An 18,050-nucleotide genomic window follows, 5' to 3' on the forward strand; every position below is an offset into this window, starting at 1 on the left:
TTCCTACGCCCCCTCTCCCTGCTCTACACTTGGCGATGCGAGTGAATGCGCCCGCGCCCATCGACCGGCGCGTGCCGCGTGCAAGCAAGGCGCGTGGGCGTCGTGTCAGGGGCGCGTGCCGCGCTCGACGTTAACGCGGCGCGCTGACCCAGCCCCTGTTGGACGGCATGCGCTCCAGTGCATGACCAACGCGCAACAGAGGCATCACCGACGCGTTTCAGGCGCAAACGCCCCCAGAAGCCCGTTTACACTGTGAACTTCGACAGACGCGTCCATATAATTCAACCCTGTCCTACAGATAACCATATGGGATAAATGATTCGCCATCCACGAACCATGGAAGGGCCGATCATGGATATCGACACATTGCTGGACGAACTGATCGCGCGGGAGGGTGGCTATGTCGACCATCCGGCCGATCGCGGCGGGCCGACCAATATGGGCATCACGCTGGGCGTCGCGCGGGCGAACGGCTTTGCCGGCGACATGCGCCGCCTGCCGGCCGCCACTGCCCGCGCCATCTACCGCCAGCTCTATTGGGATGGGCCGGGCTATGCCGCGGTAGCGCAGCAAAGCATGGCGCTCGCCGCCGAACTGTTCGACACCGCCGTCAACATGGGACCGGGGGTCGCCAGCACCTTTCTCCAGCGGGCACTGAACGCCCTCAACCGCAACCAGCGCGACTATCCCGACCTGAAGGCCGATGGCACGATCGGCGCCCGCACGCTCGCCGCGCTGCGCGCCTTCCGCACCCTGCGCGGCGCGGCCGGCGACGCGGTGCTGATCAAGGCGATCGAGGCCTTGCAGGGCGAACGCTATCTGGCGCTGGCCGAAAGCCGCCCGGCCAACGAGGCCTTTCTCTATGGCTGACTCGCCAACCGCATCGGCTGAAGGGAGACGCGATCATGTTGAAGACCGACGATATTCCTCTCCCCACTGAGCCGACCGACCTGTGGACCCAGCGGTCGCGGCCGGCCTTTCTCTATGTCATCTATGCGCTGCTGCTCTGGTCGATCCCGATGGGGCTGATCTCGGGCTGGCAGCCGGAGGTGGCGGGCGCGATCATCGCGGGCATGCGCGCCTATCTCGACGCCCTGCCCGAGCCGCTCTACGCCCTCTTCGGCACCGCCTATCTCGGCTATACCGCCGCTCATGCCTGGGGCAAGGCGAGGGGCACGGAGCGCTGAGAGCCTGCTTGAAAAATCGCGAAAGAGCGATTTTTCAGCGCGGTACCAGCCCGCTCCCCCGCCCAACCACCCGATCCAGTGTCATCCTGTCGGGCAATTGGGCGGGGGAGCGGGCCGGAACCGACTTTCTCAAACAGTCTCTGAGAGCCAGAGGCGGTGCGCAACACCGCCCCTTTCGACTCAATTATTGACGTAGAAGTCGCGCAGTGCCCGCGCATCATGCAGGGCATTGTGCGGCACCCGGCTGTTGGCCGCCGCGCTGAAGCCCGCCGCATTGATCAGTTCCAGCCGCAGCCCATAGTCGACCGCCGCCATCTGCCCCGGCCCGGTGGTCAGCAGCGCGCAGAAATGGGCCAGATCCTCGGGCCAGTCGGCGATGATCACCGGATCGGAATCGCCATCCAGATAGGCGGCGATATGGTCGGCCGCCTCGATCCGGCTGAGTTCATGGTCCAGCCCCGGCGGCACATGGCGCAGATAGGGGATGACATGGCGCTCGACCCAGGGTTCGATCACATCGGGCAGCGGCAGCGACGCATAGAAATCATCGTCGCCATGTTCGGGCACCAGCGCCACGCTGATCAGCGCGCCGCCAAAGCCGTTGAATTCGGTATCGAGAAAATAACGCATGATGGGGGTGCCGATAGACCCCTGCGCCGCCGCTGGCCAGCCCATAGGCGGCGAACCGTCCGATGGGCCGCCATTGCGCAGCGGCCCGCGACCTGTCATGCGGCCGCTTTCCCCGCCCTGTTTGAGGACCATTGCCATGACACCGCGCGAATTGCTGGGCACCGCCGCCGTTCCGGGCGGACAGGAACTGCGCCTCTATCGCCGCGGCGGCGACTTCATGATCGTGCTCGACCGCAACGAGCTGATGAGCAGCCGGATGAGCGGGTCGGAAAAGGCGCTCGCGCTGATGACGCTGGAGCGGCTGGGCAAGCGCGCCGGCCTCCATATGCTGATCGGCGGCTATGGCATGGGCTTCACCCTGCGCGCCGCGCTCGCGGAAATGGACGCAAAGGCGCAGATCACGCTGGCCGAACTGGTGCCCGAGATCATCGAATGGGCGCGCGGCCCGATGGTCGACCTGGCCGCCGGCTGCCTCGACGATCCGCGCGTGCGGCTGGTGATGGACGATGTCGCCCATGTGATCGCCGCCGGCCATGGCAGCTATGACGCGATCCTGCTGGATGTCGACAATGGCCCCGATGGCCTGACCGCCGACGCCAATGACCGGCTCTATACCAATGCGGGCCTCTCCAGCGCGATGCGCGCGCTCAAGCCCGGCGGCATATTGGCGATCTGGTCGGCGGGATCGGACGCCGCCTTCACCCGGCGGCTGCAGAATGCGGGCTTCGCGGTGGAAGAAGTCGCGGTCAAGGCGCGCGACAATGGCAAGGGGCCGCGCCACGTCATCTGGTTCGCAACCCGACGGCGGTAAGAATCCTGTTTGAGAAAGCCGGTTCCAGCCCGCTCCCCCGCCCAACCGCCCGATCCAGTGTCATCCTGTCGGGTGGTTGGGCGGGGGAGCGGGCCGGCACCGTAACGAGACATCGCCCTTTCGCGATGTCTCAAAAAAAGCGCCACACCCCGGACATGAGAGGGGCCGCCGGGACGCAATGCCCGACGGCCCATCATGTGCATGGTCAGCGGCCGGAAACCGCCCAGAAGGAAGACAAGTTCGCGCTAAAGCCCCTGGCGGAGACGGCCTGTATGTCGGCGCTCTTGGTCTCTACACCATGAAGGGTTTGTACCGACGCTCCGGCGTCGTCAGCGGCGCGTTTCCCGAATGGACTTGACCGACCCCATTGCTGAACCATGAGACATCGGATCACCTCCTTTCGCTAATTAAGCCCGCGTGGCCGGCTTTGAGCTACCCCTCGATCGGCCACGAGACGGACTGTGAATCAGACGGATTGCAGGATCAAGACTTGTAATATTCTTTTTTGGAATCATACTCGACCGTCGGCCCGAAAAGCCTGGACCGGCCGATTTTCAGCCCCGACATTCCTCGATCACGCGCGATATTTCGGCCCAGGCCGGCACGATCAGCGTCTCCTGCCCCTGCACCTCGACCGCGAAACGGCCCCGGCTATAGGCAAGCTGGTCCAGCACCGCGTCGCTCGCGCCGCGCACGGCGGTCAGTTGCGGCACCTGCGTCCCCGCCATCACCGCCGGCCAGCTGCTCGCGCCATAGCTTGTCCGCACCGTGATCGCCCCCTGCCCGCCGCCGGCCCGGCCGAGGCTGATCCGCCGCGTTGCCCGGTCACAGCGCAGCGTCAAACGCGGGGCAGAAGCCGACTCGCCAAACAGCGCGACCGGCCCGGCCGGATCAGCGCGATAGGTCCAGTTGCCCGGCGTCGCAGGGCGATATTGCCACTCGACCGCCGCGGGCGCAGCGGGCTCGGCAGGCGGCACCGGCGCAGGCCGGGGTGCTGGCGCCGGGCGCGGCGCCGGCGCGGAGGGCGGCGCAACACAGCCGGCCACCAACAGGGTCAGCGGCGCTGCAAGGGCCGGGGCGGACACAAGAAATCGGGTCAGACGCATCGCGCTTCCATGCCCGAGCCGGCCGGAGCGCTCAACCCGAAAAGGGGCAAGGCGACGGCAGAGGCGGATGGCCGGCCACGGCCATCGCCACTTGCCCGCATGCGCAACCGTTCCGTTCATCGCACGGAGAGGCTCAAAAAAGCGCCGGATATTGACAGTTTTGGGGCGAATCGATAAAGGCCGCCGTTCCCTACACGCGTAACAGCGGCAGTGCTTCCTGCACTGGCCGTCTTTTTTGCGTCTCGGGAAGCAACATCATGGCCTGTTTTTCCTTGCCAGGAAAGAGGCCCGAACGCTTTGAGATGGGGCGGCGCCAACTGCCCCGTGGAGCAGGAGATTTAAGTACCATGGCACGTATTGCGGGTGTTAACATCCCGACCAACAAGCGCGTAATCATCGCGCTCACCTACATCCACGGCATCGGTCGCAAGACCGCCGTTGACCTCGCCGACAAGCTGGGCATCGACCATGCGCGCCGCGTTCAGGACCTGTCGGACGCCGAAGTCCTGCAGATCCGCGAAGCCATCGACGCCGACCTGACCGTCGAAGGCGATCTGCGTCGCGAAACCGCGATGAACATCAAGCGCCTGATGGATCTGGCCTGCTATCGCGGCCTGCGTCATCGCAAGGGCCTGCCGGTCCGCGGTCAGCGCACGCACACCAATGCGCGCACCCGCAAGGGCAAGGCGAAGCCGATCGCCGGCAAGAAGAAGTAATCGTCGAGGGTCATGTCCTCTGGACCGACCCTCCGGTGACTTCTGCTTTTGAACGATTTTTGTAGGATTAGAGCAAAATGGCACGCGAACCCCAGCGCATTAAGCGCCGCGAACGCAAGAACATCTCGGCCGGCGTCGCGCACGTCAACGCCAGCTTCAACAACACCATGGTGACCATCACCGACGCCCAGGGCAACGCGATCTCGTGGTCCTCGGCCGGCATGATGGGCTTCAAGGGCAGCCGCAAGTCGACCCCGTACGCCGCTCAGGTGTGCGCCGAAGACGCCGGCCGCAAGGCCGCCGAGCACGGCGTCCGCACCCTCGAAGTCGAAGTCAAGGGCCCCGGTTCGGGCCGTGAATCGGCTCTGCGCGCACTGCAGGCCGTCGGCTTCCACATCACCTCGATCCGCGACGTCACGCCGATCCCGCACAATGGTGTGCGTCCGTCGAAGCGCCGCCGCGTCTAATTAAGCTTCGCTAGAGGCTTGAAGGCGGGCGGCGGACGCGTCGCCCGCTTACCCGTTTGCATCGGCCGGAACGTCCTGATGGGTCCAGGATCTACCCGTTACGGCCACATCCCCAGGGGAAGTACATGACTGTCAACATGAAGAACTGGCAGGAATTGAAGAAGCCCAACGCCCTCGAGATCAAGCCGACCGGCGACGGCAAGCGCAAGGCGACCTTCGTTGCCGAACCGCTTGAGCGCGGTTTCGGCCTGACGCTCGGCAACGCGCTGCGCCGGGTTCTTCTCTCCTCGCTCCAGGGCGCGGCGGTCACCTCGATCAAGATCGAGAATGTCCTGCACGAATTCTCGTCGCTCGCCGGCGTGCGTGAGGACGTCACCGACATCGTCCTGAACATCAAGCAGGTCGCGCTGAAGATGGAAGGCGAAGGCCCCAAGCGTCTGCAGCTGTCCGCCACCGGCCCGGCCGTGGTGAAGGCAGGCGACATTGCCGTCGTCGGCGACATCGAAGTGATGAACCCCGATCTGGTGATCTGTCACCTCGATCAGGGCGCGACGCTGAACATGGAACTGACGGCTGACATCGGCAAGGGCTATGTCCCCGCCGTCGCCAACCGCCCGGCAGACGCACCGATCGGCCTGATCCCGGTCGACGCGCTCTACTCGCCGGTCCGCCAGGTCGCCTACAAGGTGGACAACACCCGCGTCGGCCAGGAACTGGACTATGACAAGCTGTCGCTGACGCTGGAAACCGACGGCACCGTGACGCCGGAAGATGCGATTGCCTATGCAGCCCGCATCCTGCAGGACCAGCTCCAGCTGTTCGTCCACTTCGAGGACGCGCTGCCCGCCGCTGCCCCGGCTGCCGGCCATGCCGCTGCCGCCGCATCGGAAGGCGAAAGCGACACCAACCAGATCAACCGCTATCTGCTCAAGAAGGTGGACGAACTGGAACTGTCGGTCCGCTCGGCCAACTGCCTCAAGAACGACAACATCATCTATATCGGCGATCTGGTCCAGAAGACCGAAGCCGAGATGCTGCGCACCCCGAATTTCGGCCGCAAGTCGCTGAACGAAATCAAGGAAGTGCTGTCGTCCATGGGCCTGCGCCTGGGCATGGACATCCCCGGCTGGCCGCCGGAAAATATCGAGGAAATGGCCAAGAAGCTCGAACAGGAGCTGCTGGGCTAAGTCGGAGCGAGCCGCGCAGCGCAGCAGCGCGGCGGTTCGCAACGCGAACGCGAACGACCGGCCAGCGACGCGCAGCGTCGTCTGACGTCACGGGATTTACTCCCGTGACGGTCGCCGGACGGTCAATGGGGTATTAGGCGGTCCCCATGAAAACCGCCTGGTCTGGGGTACCTCATCCGGCCCCTTAACGAACGAAGGAATGAGACATGCGTCATAAAGTTGGTCATCGTAAGCTTCAGCGCAGCACCGGTCATCGTACCGCCCTGCTTCGCAACCTGGCTGCCTCGCTCATCAAGCATGAGCAGATCCTGACCACCACGCCGAAGGCGAAGGAACTGCGTCCCTACGTCGAGAAGCTGATCACCCTCGCCAAGAAGGGTGGCCTGTCCAACCGTCGTCTGGCCGACGCCCGCCTGAAGGACGATGCGCAGCTGACCAAGCTGTTCGAAGTCCTGGCCGAGCGCTACAAGGACCGCAACGGTGGCTACACCCGCGTGATCAAGGCCGGTTTCCGCGCTTCGGACGCGGCGCCGATCGCGATCATCGAACTGGTCGATCGTGACGTCGATGCAAAGGGCCAGGACTCCGGTCCGGTCAACACCGTCGACGAAGACGAATTCGAAGCCGCCTGATCGCGGTTCCACCGGTAACGGTGGATAGACGATAGTCGAACAGGCCGCGGCTTCATCCGAAGCCGCGGCCTGTTTTCTTTTCAAGGACAATAGGGTCGAGAGGATGCGCGCGCTTCGCCGCCTGATCTGGCCGCTGCCGGCCCTGCTGGCAGTGATCGCCGCCGCGCCGGCCTCTGCTGCGGCGGCCGCGACCTCGGGCGATGCCACCCCCGCCGCGATCGACGCGACGCCGCCGGACAACGGCCTCCATTACCCGCTCACCCGCCGCCAGGATCTGGTCGAGGATCATTTCGGCGTGAAGGTGACCGATCCCTATCGCTGGCTGGAAAATGACGTCCGCACCGATCCCGCCGTGCGCGACTGGGTCGGCCGCGAGAATGACCTGACCCGCCGCTATATTGACGACCTGCCCGGCCGCGACGCGCTCAAGACGCGGATGCAGGCGCTCTTCGCCCATGGCCGCTTCACCGTGCCGCGCAAGGCCGGCACCCGCTATTTCTACGGCTATAACAAGGGATTGCAGAACCAGACGCCGCTCTATGTCCGCGAAGGGCTGGCCGGTGAACAGCGGCTGCTGCTCGATCCCAATCGCTGGGCCAGGGATGGCGCGAGCGCACTGGCCGAATGGACGCCTTCGCCCGACGGCCGCTTCCTCGCCTATGGCGTGCAGGACGCCGGCAGCGACTGGCGCACGCTGCGCGTGCTCGACGTCGACAGCGGCAAGATCCTCGACGACAAGGTCGAATGGGTCAAATTCTCGCAGACCGCCTGGGACGGCCGGGGCGAGGGCTTCTTCTACTCCCGCTATGCCGCCCCGGTCGACGGCGAAGCCTATCAGTCGACCAACAGCGACCAGCAGCTTTATTATCATCGCATCGGCACGCCCCAGGCGCAGGACCAGCTCATCTATGCGACGCCCGATCGCCCCGGCCTCAGCCACACCGCCCAGGTGACGAGCGATGGCCGCTGGCTGATCGTCAGCAGCTTTGCCGGCATGGACCCGCGCCGCGAGCTGCATGTCGCCGCGCTCGACGGTGGCCCCGTCAGGCTGCGGACGCTGGTCAAGGGCCTCGCCAATGACTGGCGCCTGATCGGCAGCCGGGGATCGACCCTCTATTTCGTCACCGACCGCAAGGCCGCCCATATGCGGCTGGTGACGCTCGACGCCATGCGGCCGGGGCGCAGCGAAAAGCCGCTGGTGGCCGAACGCGCCGACACGCTGGCGGGCGGATCGCTGGTCGGCAACCGCTTCATCCTCGCTTACATGACCCAATCGGAAACCGTCGCCGAACTGGTCGAGCTGGACGGGCGCAAGGTCGGCGACGTGCCGCTGCCCGGCATGGGCACCGCCGCCGGCTTTGGCGGGCGCGATGGCGACCCGGAAACCTTCTTCTCCTTCTCCGGCTTCGTGACCCCGGCCAGCATCTATCGCTTCGACACGGCGAGCCAGCAGACCCAGCTCTTCGCTCAGCCCGACCTGCCCTTCAATCCCGCCGATTATGGCGTCGAACAGGTTAGCTACCCCTCGAAGGACGGCACGCTGATCCCGATGACGATCCTGCGCAAGAAAGTGCTGGCCGACCATGCACAGGCGGTGCCGACCATCCTTTATGGCTATGGCGGCTTCAACATCGCGCTGACGCCCGGTTATTCGGCGACCCGCATGGCCTGGCTGGAACAGGGCGGCGCCTATGCCATCGCCAATCTGCGCGGCGGCGGCGAGTTCGGCAAGGCCTGGCACGATGCCGGGCGCGGCGCCAACAAGCAGAATGTGTTCGACGATTTCATCGCCGCCGCCGAATATCTCAAGGCCCAGGGCTATACCCCCAAGGATGGGCTGGCGATCGAGGGACGCTCCAATGGCGGCCTGTTGGTCGGCGCCGTCGTCAACCAGCGGCCCGACCTGTTCGCCGCCGCCCTGCCCGCCGTCGGCGTCATGGACATGCTGCGCTTCGATCGCTTCACCGCCGGCCGCTATTGGGTCGACGATTATGGATCGCCCGACAATGAACGCGACTTCCCCCTGCTCTATGGCTATTCGCCCTATCACAACATCCTGAGCGGCAAGGAGTATCCGGCGATCCTGGTGACCACGGCGGATACCGACGACCGGGTCGTGCCGGCGCACAGCTTCAAATATGCCGCCGCGCTGCAGGCCGCGTCGATCGGCGACAAGCCGCATCTGCTGCGGGTGGAGAATCGCGCTGGCCATGGCGCGGGCAAGCCGATCGACAAGCTGATCGAGGAATATGCCGACAGCTATGCCTTTGCCGCCCATTTCACCGGGCTCGACATCCAGCGCAAGCCGGACTGAGCCTATTCAGCCTCTGGACAGCCCGACGCGGCTATGGCTCTGTCCATCGCAGGAGACAGGCAGATGATCGGAAACAGGACGCGGTGGATGACGGGTGCGCTGGTCGGCGCAGGACTGCTGCTGGGCAGCATCGCCCCGGCACAGGCCCGGCCCCGCTATGACGATCGCTACTGGCATCACCGCCATGATCGCGGCAATGGCTTCGGCTTTGGCGACGCGGTCGGCATTGCCGCCCTGCTCGGCGCCGCCGTGGTGGTCGCCAATTCCGTGTCGAAGGACCGCAAGGACGCACGCGGCGCCGATACCGACAACCGCCCCTATGCCGACAATGACGCCCCGCCCCCGGCCAGCGGCACCGATTATGGTGCGGATGCCCGCGACGCAGGGCCGCCGGCGCGCGCGGATGATTTTTCCGACGTCGCCGCCACCAACCAGAGCAATGACCAGTTGACCGATGCCTGCGCGCTGGCCGCACGGGACGAGGCGCAGGGCCAGGCCGGCTATGCCGAAATCCGCCACATCGACGAGCCGCGCGCGACCGCCGACGGCTATAATATCGATGGCGAGGTCGAAACCCGCGCCAGCTATCGCGCCACCGACGGCACAACCCGCCGCTTCACCTGCGCGATGAAGGACGGCCGCGTGGCAGAGGTCTATCTCAGCCGCGACGTGGCGATGCACTGACGCATAGCCACCGAATTGTCTCGCGACGCGAGACAGTCTGGTGCGCCGCCGCCGGCTTATCATGCTCGCCCATTTCCCTATTTCGAGCCCATCTCGAACAAATGGGAAAAGGGATAGACATGATGAGAAACATGATCGGCACCGCGGCAGCCATCGGCCTCGCCCTCGCCTGCGGCACCGCCCATGCCGAAAGCTTCCAGGGCCCCTATGTCGGCGTCCAGGCCGGCTGGAACCGCGACAGCATCGGCAGCGCCAACAGCGATGTCGGCCGTCTCGACATGCGTGAATCGCGCGACGCCTTCTTCGGTGGCGGCTTTGCCGGTTATGATCATCAGCTTACCGACAAGATCGTGGTCGGCGTGGAGGCCGGTTTCGACATCGCCGCCGATGACGCATCCCGCGTCGGCGGATCGCTGATCGATCCCAATTACAGCTTCGATATCGGCGCGCGCGCCGGCTATGTCGTCGGCGGCAACACCCTGCTCTATGTCCGGGGCAGCTACGAGAATATGCGCGCCCGTATTGCCCTCAGCGATGCCAGCGGCACCCTTTCGGGCCATGACAGTTTCGACGGCTGGGGCGTGGGTGCCGGCGTCGAGCGTTTCGTCGCCGACAAGGTCACCGCGCGTATCGAATATCGATATAGTGACCTCGGCGACGGCGGCAAGTTCGACCGGCACCAGACCCTGGTCGGCCTCGCCTATCATTTCTGATCGTCAGCCGGGACGGGCAGGCGCAAGGTAGCCCTGCCCGTCCAGAGGCCAGAGCCATCCATTCCAGCGGATCAGCGCGCCGCCAGATAATCGCCGCTGTCGATCACCCGATGTCCGGTAACGGACAGGGCGTACAGATAGACCCAGGCCGTGACCGGGCCATCGGGCGTTTCCACGATGCAGTGTTCGCGGCGATATTCATGGGGCAGCGGATCGTCGGGCGTGCATTCCTCATAGGCGTCGAGCTGCGCCAGCAGCGCCTCCGCTTCGGGCAGCGCCAACAGGTCACCATATACGCGCCCCGCCTCCCCCGGCACGAAACCGGGATAATCCGCCACCTGATAGAGTTTCCCGCCGGTCCAGCCCGCCCCGATCCACTCGGCGCGATCGGCAAGCCAATGCGCCATCGGCCCGTCAAAGCCCGGTCGCAGCGTGCCATAAACGAAAAGCAACGGCCTTTTCATTACCAACCTGCAACTTTCACCGATTGACGGCAAATTTTCCCAATCATCGGATTTTTTCGCATAGCAAAAAAATCAGCAACTGAGGAAAACGCACCGATTTCCGCCAAAAATCGAAACTGGCACGCCGCCTGCAATATCGTCTGGCATCAAGGCCGGACGGTCCGGCCAGGAAATATCTAGGGAGTGAGTATCATGTCCATCGCCAAGTTCCAGAGCGTCGCCCTTGCCTTTGTCGGCGCCGTCATCTTCGCCAGCCTGTTCGTCGGCGCGGCGGTTCCGGTTGCCCCGATCGCCTGATCGGGCAACCGCCCCTTTCCCATCACAGATATTATTGAAGGCCAGATCCATGAACAACAGCTTCACCCTCGACCGCCGCAACGCGAAGATCATGGGCGTGTGCGCCGGCATCGCCAACCGCACCGGGCTGGATGTCACGCTGATCCGCGTTGCCCTGGTGCTGCTGACCCTGTGCGCCCTGGGCCCGATCGGCGTCGTGGCCTATCTGCTCGCTGGCTGGCTGGCCGAAGGTTGATCCCTCGCCGCCACCGGAAGGCAGGGTTTCCGGATACAAAAGCGCCGCCCCGGCATATGCCCTGGGCGGCCTTTTTATGCCCCGCATTGGCGGGACAAGGATGAGCGCGATCTGCGCTTAAGCGTACAGCACCGAGTAGAAGGTCAGCATCTGGACGCTGACCGCAACCACCAGCGCAGTCGCCTGAAAGGCCTGACGCATATTGGACTCCATCATTGGAACGACATCCCGGATCGGGATGCAGCGCCATATGATGATTTCACATCATTGTAACAATCGCAAAGCCTGACATGCCAATTGCATCAAACGCAATTATGTCACAGCTGTTGCTCCAGAGCCATGATGGTCGCGCGCGCCGCTGCCGGGTTCCGGACCTTGGCGCCGCTGATGTAGAAGAGATAGGCGTCGCCCTGCGCCGCCTGCGCCTTTGCCCGATCGGCCCAGCCGGCGATGTCCGTCGCGGTATAGCCGGTCTCCTCTTCCTCCCGGCTGCGCATTAGCCGGCTGTAGGAAAAACCGACATCATGGCCGGTGATTGCCGGATAATCGTCATTATCGGCCAGCACCACCGCCACGCCCGCGTCGCGTGCCAGCGCCAGGAAGGCCGGATCATCGAAGCTTTCGTGCCGCACCTCCAGCGCATGGCGCAGCGCCACGCCATCGACGCTGGCCGGCAACAATTGCAGGAAGGCGCCGAAATCATCGGGGTCAAACTTCTTGGTCGGCATGAACTGCCACAGGATCGGCCCCAGCCGGTCGCCCAGTTCGACGATCCCCTGCTGGACGAATTTCTGGATCGACTCGCCCGCCTCCGCCAGCACGCGGCGATTGGTGCAGAATCGCGACGCCTTGACCGCGAACTGGAAGCCGTCGGGCACCGCCTGCGCCCAGCCGGCAAAGGTCGCCGGCTTCTGGCTGCTATAATAGGTGGCATTGATCTCCGTCGCGGTCAGTTGCACGCCGACATAGGCCAGTTCATCCTTCTGGCGCATGCCGACGGGATAGAAGCTGCCGCGCCAGGGCTCATAGACCCATCCGCCGATGCCGACCCTGATCCGTCCCGTCATGAAGATCCTCCCTGCGCCATATTGATCGCCCGGAACGATCAGAGCCAGCGGGAAAAGCCATTGGCGATTATTGCGAACAATTCTTAATTATAGGGCGACAGATTTCAAAGGGGTTCCGCCATGTCGCTCGATCTCATCAAGACCGCCACCTATTTGTCGATCCACCTGACCGTGGGTTTCACCGTCGCCTATCTGATGACCGGATCGGTCGCGCTGGCCGGCGGCATCGCGCTGGTCGAACCGATGGTCAACGCGGTCGCCTTCTTCTTCCACGAACAGGCGTGGAAGCGCTTCACTGCCCGGCCGCCGCGCAATGCCGGACGCGACTGGATGCGCGGTCAGGCGGCGATCGCCTGATCCCTCACTTCTTCGGACGCGGCTTGGCGCGCGGGATCAGCCAGGGCTTCACCTTGCCGGTCGGCCGCGCCTGTCCGTCCAGCCGTCGCACATGCCGGATGGTGATCGGCTTGACGATCATCTGCCCGCGCATCGGCCCGGTGCCGCAACAGGTCGGCACCGCCAGGATGCGACGCACCACGTCCATGCCGGCCACCACATGGCCAAAGGCGGCATAGCCGATCGAACTGCCCTGCGCGTCCATCCTCGGCGTCGGTCCCACCGTGATGAAGAAATTGCCCGATGCCGAATTGGGCCGGTCGGGCCGGGCCATCGACAATGTCGCGTCGAGATGCCTGATCCCGGTCTGGCTGGTCGGCTCATGCCGGACCGGCGGCAAGGCCCGGCGCAGGTCGGTATCGATCCCGCCCTGGATCAGCCCATATCGGGGATCACTCTTGCGCCGCGCCGCCCGGTAGAAGACCGTGCCGTCGAGCCGCTGGTCATCGGCATAGGCCAGGAAATTGGCGCTGGTCAGCGGCGCCCGGCGCTGGTCGAGGGCCACGATGATGGTCCCGACCGATGTATCGATCGCGACGCGCGTATAGCCGGGGGTCGGCCGATTGGCGGGTTGGGCGTTGGCCAGACCGGGTAACAGGGCGAACAGGAAGACGGCAAGACGGCAGGCAACAGAAGGCATCGACACGGAAACACTCGTCGGGGAGGGAGAATGCCGAGGCTATCGACCGCGCAGCGCGGACGCAACCGAACAACAGGGCATCAGCCCTTTGCCGATGTGGCGCTTATGCTGTCCTACAGCATGTCACCGCCCTATATTGCCCGGCCTCGGCGATCGAACAGCTTTGTAACGAAATTTCCCACATTTGAATGAAGATGACAAAATGTGCGGAAAATGTGCGAAGTTAAGCGCTTGCTTGCCGGGCTCGGGGCGCGGGCCTATAGCCCGCGGCCATGAGCAGCGAACCCTTCCGCACGCAACTCGCCGCGCTTGAATCGCGGGGGCGTCTGCGCCACCTGATCCCCCGCGCCGGGCGTGATTTTGCCTCCAACGACTATCTTGGCCTCGCGTCCGATCCGATGATCGGCCAGGCCGTGGCGGACGCGGTCGCGCGCGGCGTGCCGGTCGGCTCGGGCGGGTCGCGCCTGCTGCGCGGCAATGCCCCCGAACATGAAGGGCTGGAGGCCAAGGCTGCGGAATTTTTCCGCACCCAGGCGTCGCTGTTCCTGGCCAATGGCTTTCTCGCCAACATGGCGCTGTTCGCGACCCTGCCGCAGCGCGGTGACCTGATCGTCGCGGACGAGCTGATCCATGCCAGCGTCCATGACGGCATCCACCTGTCGAAGGCGACCGCAGTCTTCGCCCGTCATAACGACCTGCAAAGCTTCGCCGACCTCATCACCGCCTTCCGCGCCGAAGGGGGCAAGGGCCGGATCTGGATTGCGGTCGAAACGCTCTATTCGATGGACGGCGACATGGCGCCGCTCGGCGATCTCGCCAAGTTGGCCGCCACCCATGATGCGATGCTGTTGCTGGACGAAGCGCATGGCACCGGCGTCTTCGGTCCCGGCGGGCGTGGCCTGTCGGCCGGCCTCGACGGGCTGCACAATGTCATCACCCTCCACACCTGTGGCAAGGCGATGGGCGTGGAGGGCGCGCTGATCTGCGGCCCGCGCATTCATATCGACTATCTCATCAACCGCGCCCGGCCCTTCATCTTCTCGACGGCACCCTCGCCGCTGATGGCGGTCGCCGCCTCCGCCGCGATCGACCGGATCGAGACCGCCGACAATCGCCGCGACCGGCTGGCCACATTGCGCCAGGATGCGGTCGAGGCGATCTGCGCGCCGCTCGGCCTGCCCCGTCCGCGCAGCCAGATCATCCCGCTGATCCTGGGCGAGGACGCGCGCACCATGGCCGCCGCCGCCGCCTTGCAGGAGGCCGGCTTCGACGTGCGCGGCATCCGCCCGCCGACCGTGCCCGCCGGCACCAGCCGCCTCCGCATCTCGCTCTCGCTCAATGTCGGGCGCGCCGACGTGATCGCGCTCGGCGATCTGCTGCGCCGGGTCGCCCGATGACCGCGCTGATCGTCACCGGCACCGATACCGACATCGGCAAGACCGTCTTCGCCGCCGGCCTCGCCGCGACGCTCGGCGCCTATTATTGGAAGCCGATCCAGGCGGGCGTCGATCCGCAGGGGGACAAGGAACGGGTTGCCACCCTGTCCGGCCTGCCGCCCGAACGCATCCTGCCCGAGGCCTATCGGCTTGCCACGCCCGCCTCGCCGCATCTTGCCGCGCGGATCGATGGTGTCGACATCTCGCTCGATCGCCTGGCCCTGCCCAGGGTCGACGGGCCGCTGGTGGTCGAAGGCGCGGGCGGCGTGCTGGTGCCGGTCAGCGAAAGCCTGCTGATGGCGGACCTGTTCGCCTATTGGGGCCAGCCCGCGATCCTCTGTGCCCGCACCGGCCTTGGCACGATCAACCACAGCCTGCTCAGCATAGAGGCATTGCGCGCGCGCGGTGTCCATGTCGTCGGCATCGCCTTCATCGGGGATGCGCATGAGGAGAATGAGCGGATCATCCCGCACATCGCCGGCGTGCCCAGCCTGGGGCGCCTGCCGCTGCTCGATCCGCTCGACCGCGACAGTCTGGCGGAGGCGTTCAGGGCGCACATCCATCTTCCCGATAATTTCAACAGCCGATAATTTTCGACCAACGACATGGACATGCCGCTTTGACGGGCGTTGAACTGCCCGCCAGAACGGACAGAACGAATGACGTCCGATCCAGACGAAGCAAGGGAATAGCCTTCATGAAGTTCCTCCTGATGGGCGCTGCCGCCACCGGCCTCGCGCTCGCCGCGACCGTGGCCCATGCCGACCAGCCCGCCACCACGACCGCCGCTGCCCCGGCCGCCAAGCCGACCTATGGCACTTACGGCTTCGACACGGCCGGCATGGACAGCTCGGTCAAGCCCGGCGACGATTTCTATGAATATGCCAATGGCACCTGGCTGAAGAACACGCCGATCCCGGCGGACAAGTCCAACTATGGCGCCTTCACTGTTCTGGATGAACTGTCGCAGAAGCGCACCCGCGAGATATTGGACGGCGCCAAGACCGATCCGAACAGTAAGATCGGCGTCGCCTATGCGACCTATCTGGATTCGGCCGCGGTTGAGGCGAAGGGCCTTGCCCCGATCAAGCCCTGGCTCGCCGAGATCGGCGCGGTCAAGGATCTGAAGGCCTATGCCGCCCTGTCCGGCAAGGCGGCGCGCGCGGGCGTGCGCGGCCCGTTCCGCTTCTATGTCGGTCAGGACGACAAGGATCCCGAAACCTACATCCTCTCGATGATGCAGGGTGGCCTGGGCCTGCCCGACCGCGACTATTATCTCGACAAGGGCGAGAAGATGGCGGCGATCCGCACCGCCTATGTCGCCCATCTCGAACAGATGCTGACCTTGCTGGGCGAACCCAATGCCAAGGCGCGCGCCGCCGCGCTGATGGCGTTCGAGACCGAGATCGCCAAGGTTCACTGGACCCAGGTCGACAGCCGCGACGCGGACAAGACCTATAACAAGATGAGCCTCGCCGCGCTGCAGAAGGCCGCTCCCGGTTTCGACTTCGCCGCCTATTTCGGCGCCGTTGGCCTCAAGCCCACCGACCTGCTGATCGCCCAGCCCTCCGCCGTCACCGGCGAAGCCGCGCTGATCGCCAAGGCACCGATCGGCGTGCTGAAGGACAGCCTGCTGCTGCGCAGCGTCCACAGCTATGCCGACTATCTGCCCGACAATATCGCCAGCACCGATTTCGCCTTTTTCGGCACCACCCTGTCGGGCACGCCCGAGCGCGAGGAGCGCTGGAAGCGCGGCGTCACCTTCCTCAAGGAATCTCTGGGTGAGGAAGTCGGCAAGGTCTATGTCGCCAAATATTTCCCGCCCGAAACCAAGGCGGCGATGGACCTGCTGGTCAAGAATGTCCTGTCGGCTATGGGTCGCCGCATCGATGGCCTGCCGTGGATGAGCGACGAGGCCAAGACCCGCGCCCACAAGAAACTGGCCGCCTTCACGCCCAAGATCGGCTATCCCGATCGCTGGCGCGACTATAGCGGCCTGACCATCAAATCGGGCGACCTGTTCGGCAATGCGATGCGGTCGAACCAGTTCGACTTCGACTATAATATCGGCAAGCTGGGCAAGCCCATCTATCGCTGGGAATGGGGCATGACCCCGATGGAGATCAACGCCTATGCCAATTTCGGCATGGTCGAGATCGTCTTCCCGGCCGCCATCCTGCAGCCGCCCTTCTTCGATCCGCATGCCGATCCGGCGGTCAATTATGGCGGCATCGGCGCGGTGATCGGCCATGAACTCAGCCATCATTTCGACGACCAGGGCGCGAAATATGACGAGACCGGCAAGCTCAACCAGTGGTGGACCGATCAGGACGTCGCCAATTTCAAGGCACTGACCGCCAAGCTCGGCGCTCAATATGACGCCTATGAGCCCTTCCCCGGCGCGCATGTGAAGGGCGCCTTCACCATGGGCGAGAATATCGGCGATCTGGGCGGCCTGGCTGTCGCGCTCGACGCCTATCATGCCTCGCTGGGCGGCAAGGCCGCGCCGGTGATCGACGGCATGACCGGCAACCAGCGCTTCTTCCTGGGCTGGGCACAGGTGTGGCGCCGCAATTATCGCGAGGCCAATCTGCGCCAGCGCCTGGTCACCGATCCGCACGCGCCGTCGCAATATCGGGCCGACATCGTGCGCAATTTCGACGCCTGGTATGATGCGTTCAAGCCCGCGCCGGGCGGCAAGATCTATCTCGATCCCAAGGATCGGGTGAAGATCTGGTAAGCAGAATCGGGAAGGGCCGCTCATCGGGCGGCCCTTTTTCGTTGCGGCATGGAAATGAGGGCCGCGACCGATCGTTTCCCCTTCGCGGCAGGCTGACGGGAACTTTTCCGCCATCTTTCTAATGCCACGCTTCATCCTGTCCGGACTTTTCCCCGGCCTGCTTTGTCCACAGCTTTGGGCGGTAGCAAAGCCAAGGAGAAGCACATGACGGGTCTCAACCTTTCGAACATCATCAAGACCGGTGTCGCGTCGGTCGCGCTGCTGGCAGCCTATTCCGTGTCGGCGCAGACGCCTGCCGCCCCCGCAGCATCGGCCCCCGCCGCCGGCG

At 64.9% G+C, this 18,050-nt stretch carries 20 protein-coding genes; 15 read left to right on the top strand and 5 right to left on the bottom strand.

What is annotated here, in order from left to right:
* Positions 1-351 precede the first annotated feature (351 nt).
* Positions 352-870: a glycoside hydrolase family 108 protein gene (locus CG471_RS24270; protein ID WP_099234064.1), complete on the top strand. Its 519-nt coding sequence runs from the start codon at positions 352-354 to the stop codon at positions 868-870.
* A gap of 35 nt (positions 871-905) precedes the next feature.
* Positions 906-1,187 (top strand): 3TM-type holin, encoded by a 282-nt coding sequence (locus CG471_RS24275; protein ID WP_017499646.1) that lies wholly within the window; start codon positions 906-908, stop codon positions 1,185-1,187.
* Between the two features lie 180 nt (positions 1,188-1,367).
* Here CG471_RS24275 and CG471_RS24280 read toward each other — a convergent pair whose 3' ends face one another.
* Positions 1,368-1,817 (bottom strand): hypothetical protein, encoded by a 450-nt coding sequence (locus tag CG471_RS24280; RefSeq protein ID WP_026108855.1) that lies wholly within the window; start codon positions 1,815-1,817, stop codon positions 1,368-1,370.
* A 136-nt stretch (positions 1,818-1,953) separates the two neighbouring features.
* Here CG471_RS24280 and CG471_RS24285 point away from each other — a divergent pair, with 136 nt between their 5' ends.
* The gene (locus CG471_RS24285; RefSeq protein WP_017499648.1) at positions 1,954-2,628 is read left to right on the top strand and encodes an MnmC family methyltransferase; all 675 of its coding nucleotides are present in this window, start codon (positions 1,954-1,956) and stop codon (positions 2,626-2,628) included.
* A 554-nt stretch (positions 2,629-3,182) separates the two neighbouring features.
* On the opposite strand, the gene CG471_RS24290 is transcribed toward CG471_RS24285, so the two are convergent.
* Positions 3,183-3,734, bottom strand: a complete 552-nt coding sequence (locus tag CG471_RS24290; protein WP_099234055.1) for a hypothetical protein — start codon at positions 3,732-3,734, stop codon at positions 3,183-3,185.
* A 347-nt stretch (positions 3,735-4,081) separates the two neighbouring features.
* On the opposite strand from CG471_RS24290, the gene rpsM reads away from it, so the two are divergent.
* The 7 genes from rpsM to CG471_RS24325 all read left to right on the top strand — a co-directional run bounded on the left by rpsM (position 4,082) and on the right by CG471_RS24325 (position 10,447).
* The gene (gene rpsM, locus CG471_RS24295; protein ID WP_004208751.1) at positions 4,082-4,450 is read left to right on the top strand and encodes a 30S ribosomal protein S13; all 369 of its coding nucleotides are present in this window, start codon (positions 4,082-4,084) and stop codon (positions 4,448-4,450) included.
* Positions 4,451-4,527: 77 nt separating this feature from the next.
* Entirely contained in the window at positions 4,528-4,917 is a 390-nt protein-coding gene (rpsK, locus tag CG471_RS24300; protein ID WP_004208752.1) for a 30S ribosomal protein S11, read from the top strand.
* Positions 4,918-5,042: 125 nt separating this feature from the next.
* Positions 5,043-6,104: a DNA-directed RNA polymerase subunit alpha gene (locus CG471_RS24305; RefSeq protein ID WP_004208753.1), complete on the top strand. Its 1,062-nt coding sequence runs from the start codon at positions 5,043-5,045 to the stop codon at positions 6,102-6,104.
* Positions 6,105-6,310: 206 nt separating this feature from the next.
* Positions 6,311-6,736 (top strand): 50S ribosomal protein L17, encoded by a 426-nt coding sequence (rplQ, locus tag CG471_RS24310; protein ID WP_004208754.1) that lies wholly within the window; start codon positions 6,311-6,313, stop codon positions 6,734-6,736.
* Positions 6,737-6,839: 103 nt separating this feature from the next.
* Positions 6,840-9,050 carry a prolyl oligopeptidase family protein gene (locus tag CG471_RS24315; protein ID WP_099234056.1) on the top strand — a complete coding sequence of 737 codons (2,211 nt, stop codon included), beginning with the start codon at positions 6,840-6,842 and terminating at the stop codon, positions 9,048-9,050.
* Between the two features lie 87 nt (positions 9,051-9,137).
* Positions 9,138-9,734: a hypothetical protein gene (locus CG471_RS24320; protein WP_257211680.1), complete on the top strand. Its 597-nt coding sequence runs from the start codon at positions 9,138-9,140 to the stop codon at positions 9,732-9,734.
* 119 nt (positions 9,735-9,853) lie between these two features.
* Positions 9,854-10,447 (top strand): outer membrane protein, encoded by a 594-nt coding sequence (locus tag CG471_RS24325; protein WP_099234058.1) that lies wholly within the window; start codon positions 9,854-9,856, stop codon positions 10,445-10,447.
* 71 nt (positions 10,448-10,518) lie between these two features.
* Here the strand turns inward: CG471_RS24325 and CG471_RS24330 are convergent, their stop codons facing one another.
* Positions 10,519-10,911: a gamma-glutamylcyclotransferase gene (locus CG471_RS24330; RefSeq protein WP_099234059.1), complete on the bottom strand. Its 393-nt coding sequence runs from the start codon at positions 10,909-10,911 to the stop codon at positions 10,519-10,521.
* A 346-nt stretch (positions 10,912-11,257) separates the two neighbouring features.
* Between CG471_RS24330 and CG471_RS24335 the strand changes: the two genes are divergently transcribed.
* A complete protein-coding gene (locus CG471_RS24335) occupies positions 11,258-11,443 on the top strand; it encodes a PspC domain-containing protein (RefSeq protein WP_004208760.1) in 186 nt (61 codons plus the stop codon).
* A gap of 317 nt (positions 11,444-11,760) precedes the next feature.
* Here the strand turns inward: CG471_RS24335 and CG471_RS24340 are convergent, their stop codons facing one another.
* Complete coding sequence (locus CG471_RS24340; RefSeq protein WP_099234060.1) at positions 11,761-12,510, bottom strand: DUF72 domain-containing protein; 750 nt, start codon at positions 12,508-12,510, stop codon at positions 11,761-11,763.
* Between the two features lie 120 nt (positions 12,511-12,630).
* Here CG471_RS24340 and CG471_RS24345 point away from each other — a divergent pair, with 120 nt between their 5' ends.
* Positions 12,631-12,867: a DUF2061 domain-containing protein gene (locus tag CG471_RS24345; RefSeq protein ID WP_017499658.1), complete on the top strand. Its 237-nt coding sequence runs from the start codon at positions 12,631-12,633 to the stop codon at positions 12,865-12,867.
* Between the two features lie 4 nt (positions 12,868-12,871).
* Here CG471_RS24345 and CG471_RS24350 read toward each other — a convergent pair whose 3' ends face one another.
* Positions 12,872-13,546 (bottom strand): peptidylprolyl isomerase, encoded by a 675-nt coding sequence (locus CG471_RS24350; protein ID WP_099234065.1) that lies wholly within the window; start codon positions 13,544-13,546, stop codon positions 12,872-12,874.
* Between the two features lie 272 nt (positions 13,547-13,818).
* Here CG471_RS24350 and CG471_RS24355 point away from each other — a divergent pair, with 272 nt between their 5' ends.
* From CG471_RS24355 to CG471_RS24365, 3 genes are all read left to right on the top strand, one after another.
* Positions 13,819-14,943: an 8-amino-7-oxononanoate synthase gene (locus CG471_RS24355; protein ID WP_099234061.1), complete on the top strand. Its 1,125-nt coding sequence runs from the start codon at positions 13,819-13,821 to the stop codon at positions 14,941-14,943.
* Positions 14,940-15,572, top strand: a complete 633-nt coding sequence (gene bioD / locus CG471_RS24360; RefSeq protein ID WP_099234062.1) for a dethiobiotin synthase — start codon at positions 14,940-14,942, stop codon at positions 15,570-15,572. The genes CG471_RS24355 and bioD overlap by 4 nt, the downstream gene beginning before the upstream one ends.
* Before the next feature lie 107 nt (positions 15,573-15,679).
* Positions 15,680-17,722 carry a M13 family metallopeptidase gene (locus tag CG471_RS24365; RefSeq protein ID WP_099234063.1) on the top strand — a complete coding sequence of 681 codons (2,043 nt, stop codon included), beginning with the start codon at positions 15,680-15,682 and terminating at the stop codon, positions 17,720-17,722.
* Positions 17,723-18,050: the final 328 nt, after the last annotated feature.

Source organism: Sphingobium sp. IP1, from assembly GCF_002708645.1.
Lineage (GTDB): Bacteria > Pseudomonadota > Alphaproteobacteria > Sphingomonadales > Sphingomonadaceae > Sphingobium > Sphingobium yanoikuyae.

Coding starts and splice junctions, on each gene's coding strand:
- CG471_RS24270 (WP_099234064.1), top strand. CDS start 352: ATGGATATCGACACATTGCTGGACGAACTGATCGCGCGGGAGGGTGGC.
- CG471_RS24275 (WP_017499646.1), top strand. CDS start 906: ATGTTGAAGACCGACGATATTCCTCTCCCCACTGAGCCGACCGACCTG.
- CG471_RS24280 (WP_026108855.1), bottom strand. CDS start 1,817: ATGCGTTATTTTCTCGATACCGAATTCAACGGCTTTGGCGGCGCGCTG.
- CG471_RS24285 (WP_017499648.1), top strand. CDS start 1,954: ATGACACCGCGCGAATTGCTGGGCACCGCCGCCGTTCCGGGCGGACAG.
- CG471_RS24290 (WP_099234055.1), bottom strand. CDS start 3,734: ATGCGTCTGACCCGATTTCTTGTGTCCGCCCCGGCCCTTGCAGCGCCG.
- rpsM (WP_004208751.1), top strand. CDS start 4,082: ATGGCACGTATTGCGGGTGTTAACATCCCGACCAACAAGCGCGTAATC.
- rpsK (WP_004208752.1), top strand. CDS start 4,528: ATGGCACGCGAACCCCAGCGCATTAAGCGCCGCGAACGCAAGAACATC.
- CG471_RS24305 (WP_004208753.1), top strand. CDS start 5,043: ATGACTGTCAACATGAAGAACTGGCAGGAATTGAAGAAGCCCAACGCC.
- rplQ (WP_004208754.1), top strand. CDS start 6,311: ATGCGTCATAAAGTTGGTCATCGTAAGCTTCAGCGCAGCACCGGTCAT.
- CG471_RS24315 (WP_099234056.1), top strand. CDS start 6,840: ATGCGCGCGCTTCGCCGCCTGATCTGGCCGCTGCCGGCCCTGCTGGCA.
- CG471_RS24320 (WP_257211680.1), top strand. CDS start 9,138: ATGACGGGTGCGCTGGTCGGCGCAGGACTGCTGCTGGGCAGCATCGCC.
- CG471_RS24325 (WP_099234058.1), top strand. CDS start 9,854: ATGATGAGAAACATGATCGGCACCGCGGCAGCCATCGGCCTCGCCCTC.
- CG471_RS24330 (WP_099234059.1), bottom strand. CDS start 10,911: ATGAAAAGGCCGTTGCTTTTCGTTTATGGCACGCTGCGACCGGGCTTT.
- CG471_RS24335 (WP_004208760.1), top strand. CDS start 11,258: ATGAACAACAGCTTCACCCTCGACCGCCGCAACGCGAAGATCATGGGC.
- CG471_RS24340 (WP_099234060.1), bottom strand. CDS start 12,510: ATGACGGGACGGATCAGGGTCGGCATCGGCGGATGGGTCTATGAGCCC.
- CG471_RS24345 (WP_017499658.1), top strand. CDS start 12,631: ATGTCGCTCGATCTCATCAAGACCGCCACCTATTTGTCGATCCACCTG.
- CG471_RS24350 (WP_099234065.1), bottom strand. CDS start 13,546: ATGCCTTCTGTTGCCTGCCGTCTTGCCGTCTTCCTGTTCGCCCTGTTA.
- CG471_RS24355 (WP_099234061.1), top strand. CDS start 13,819: ATGAGCAGCGAACCCTTCCGCACGCAACTCGCCGCGCTTGAATCGCGG.
- bioD (WP_099234062.1), top strand. CDS start 14,940: ATGACCGCGCTGATCGTCACCGGCACCGATACCGACATCGGCAAGACC.
- CG471_RS24365 (WP_099234063.1), top strand. CDS start 15,680: ATGAAGTTCCTCCTGATGGGCGCTGCCGCCACCGGCCTCGCGCTCGCC.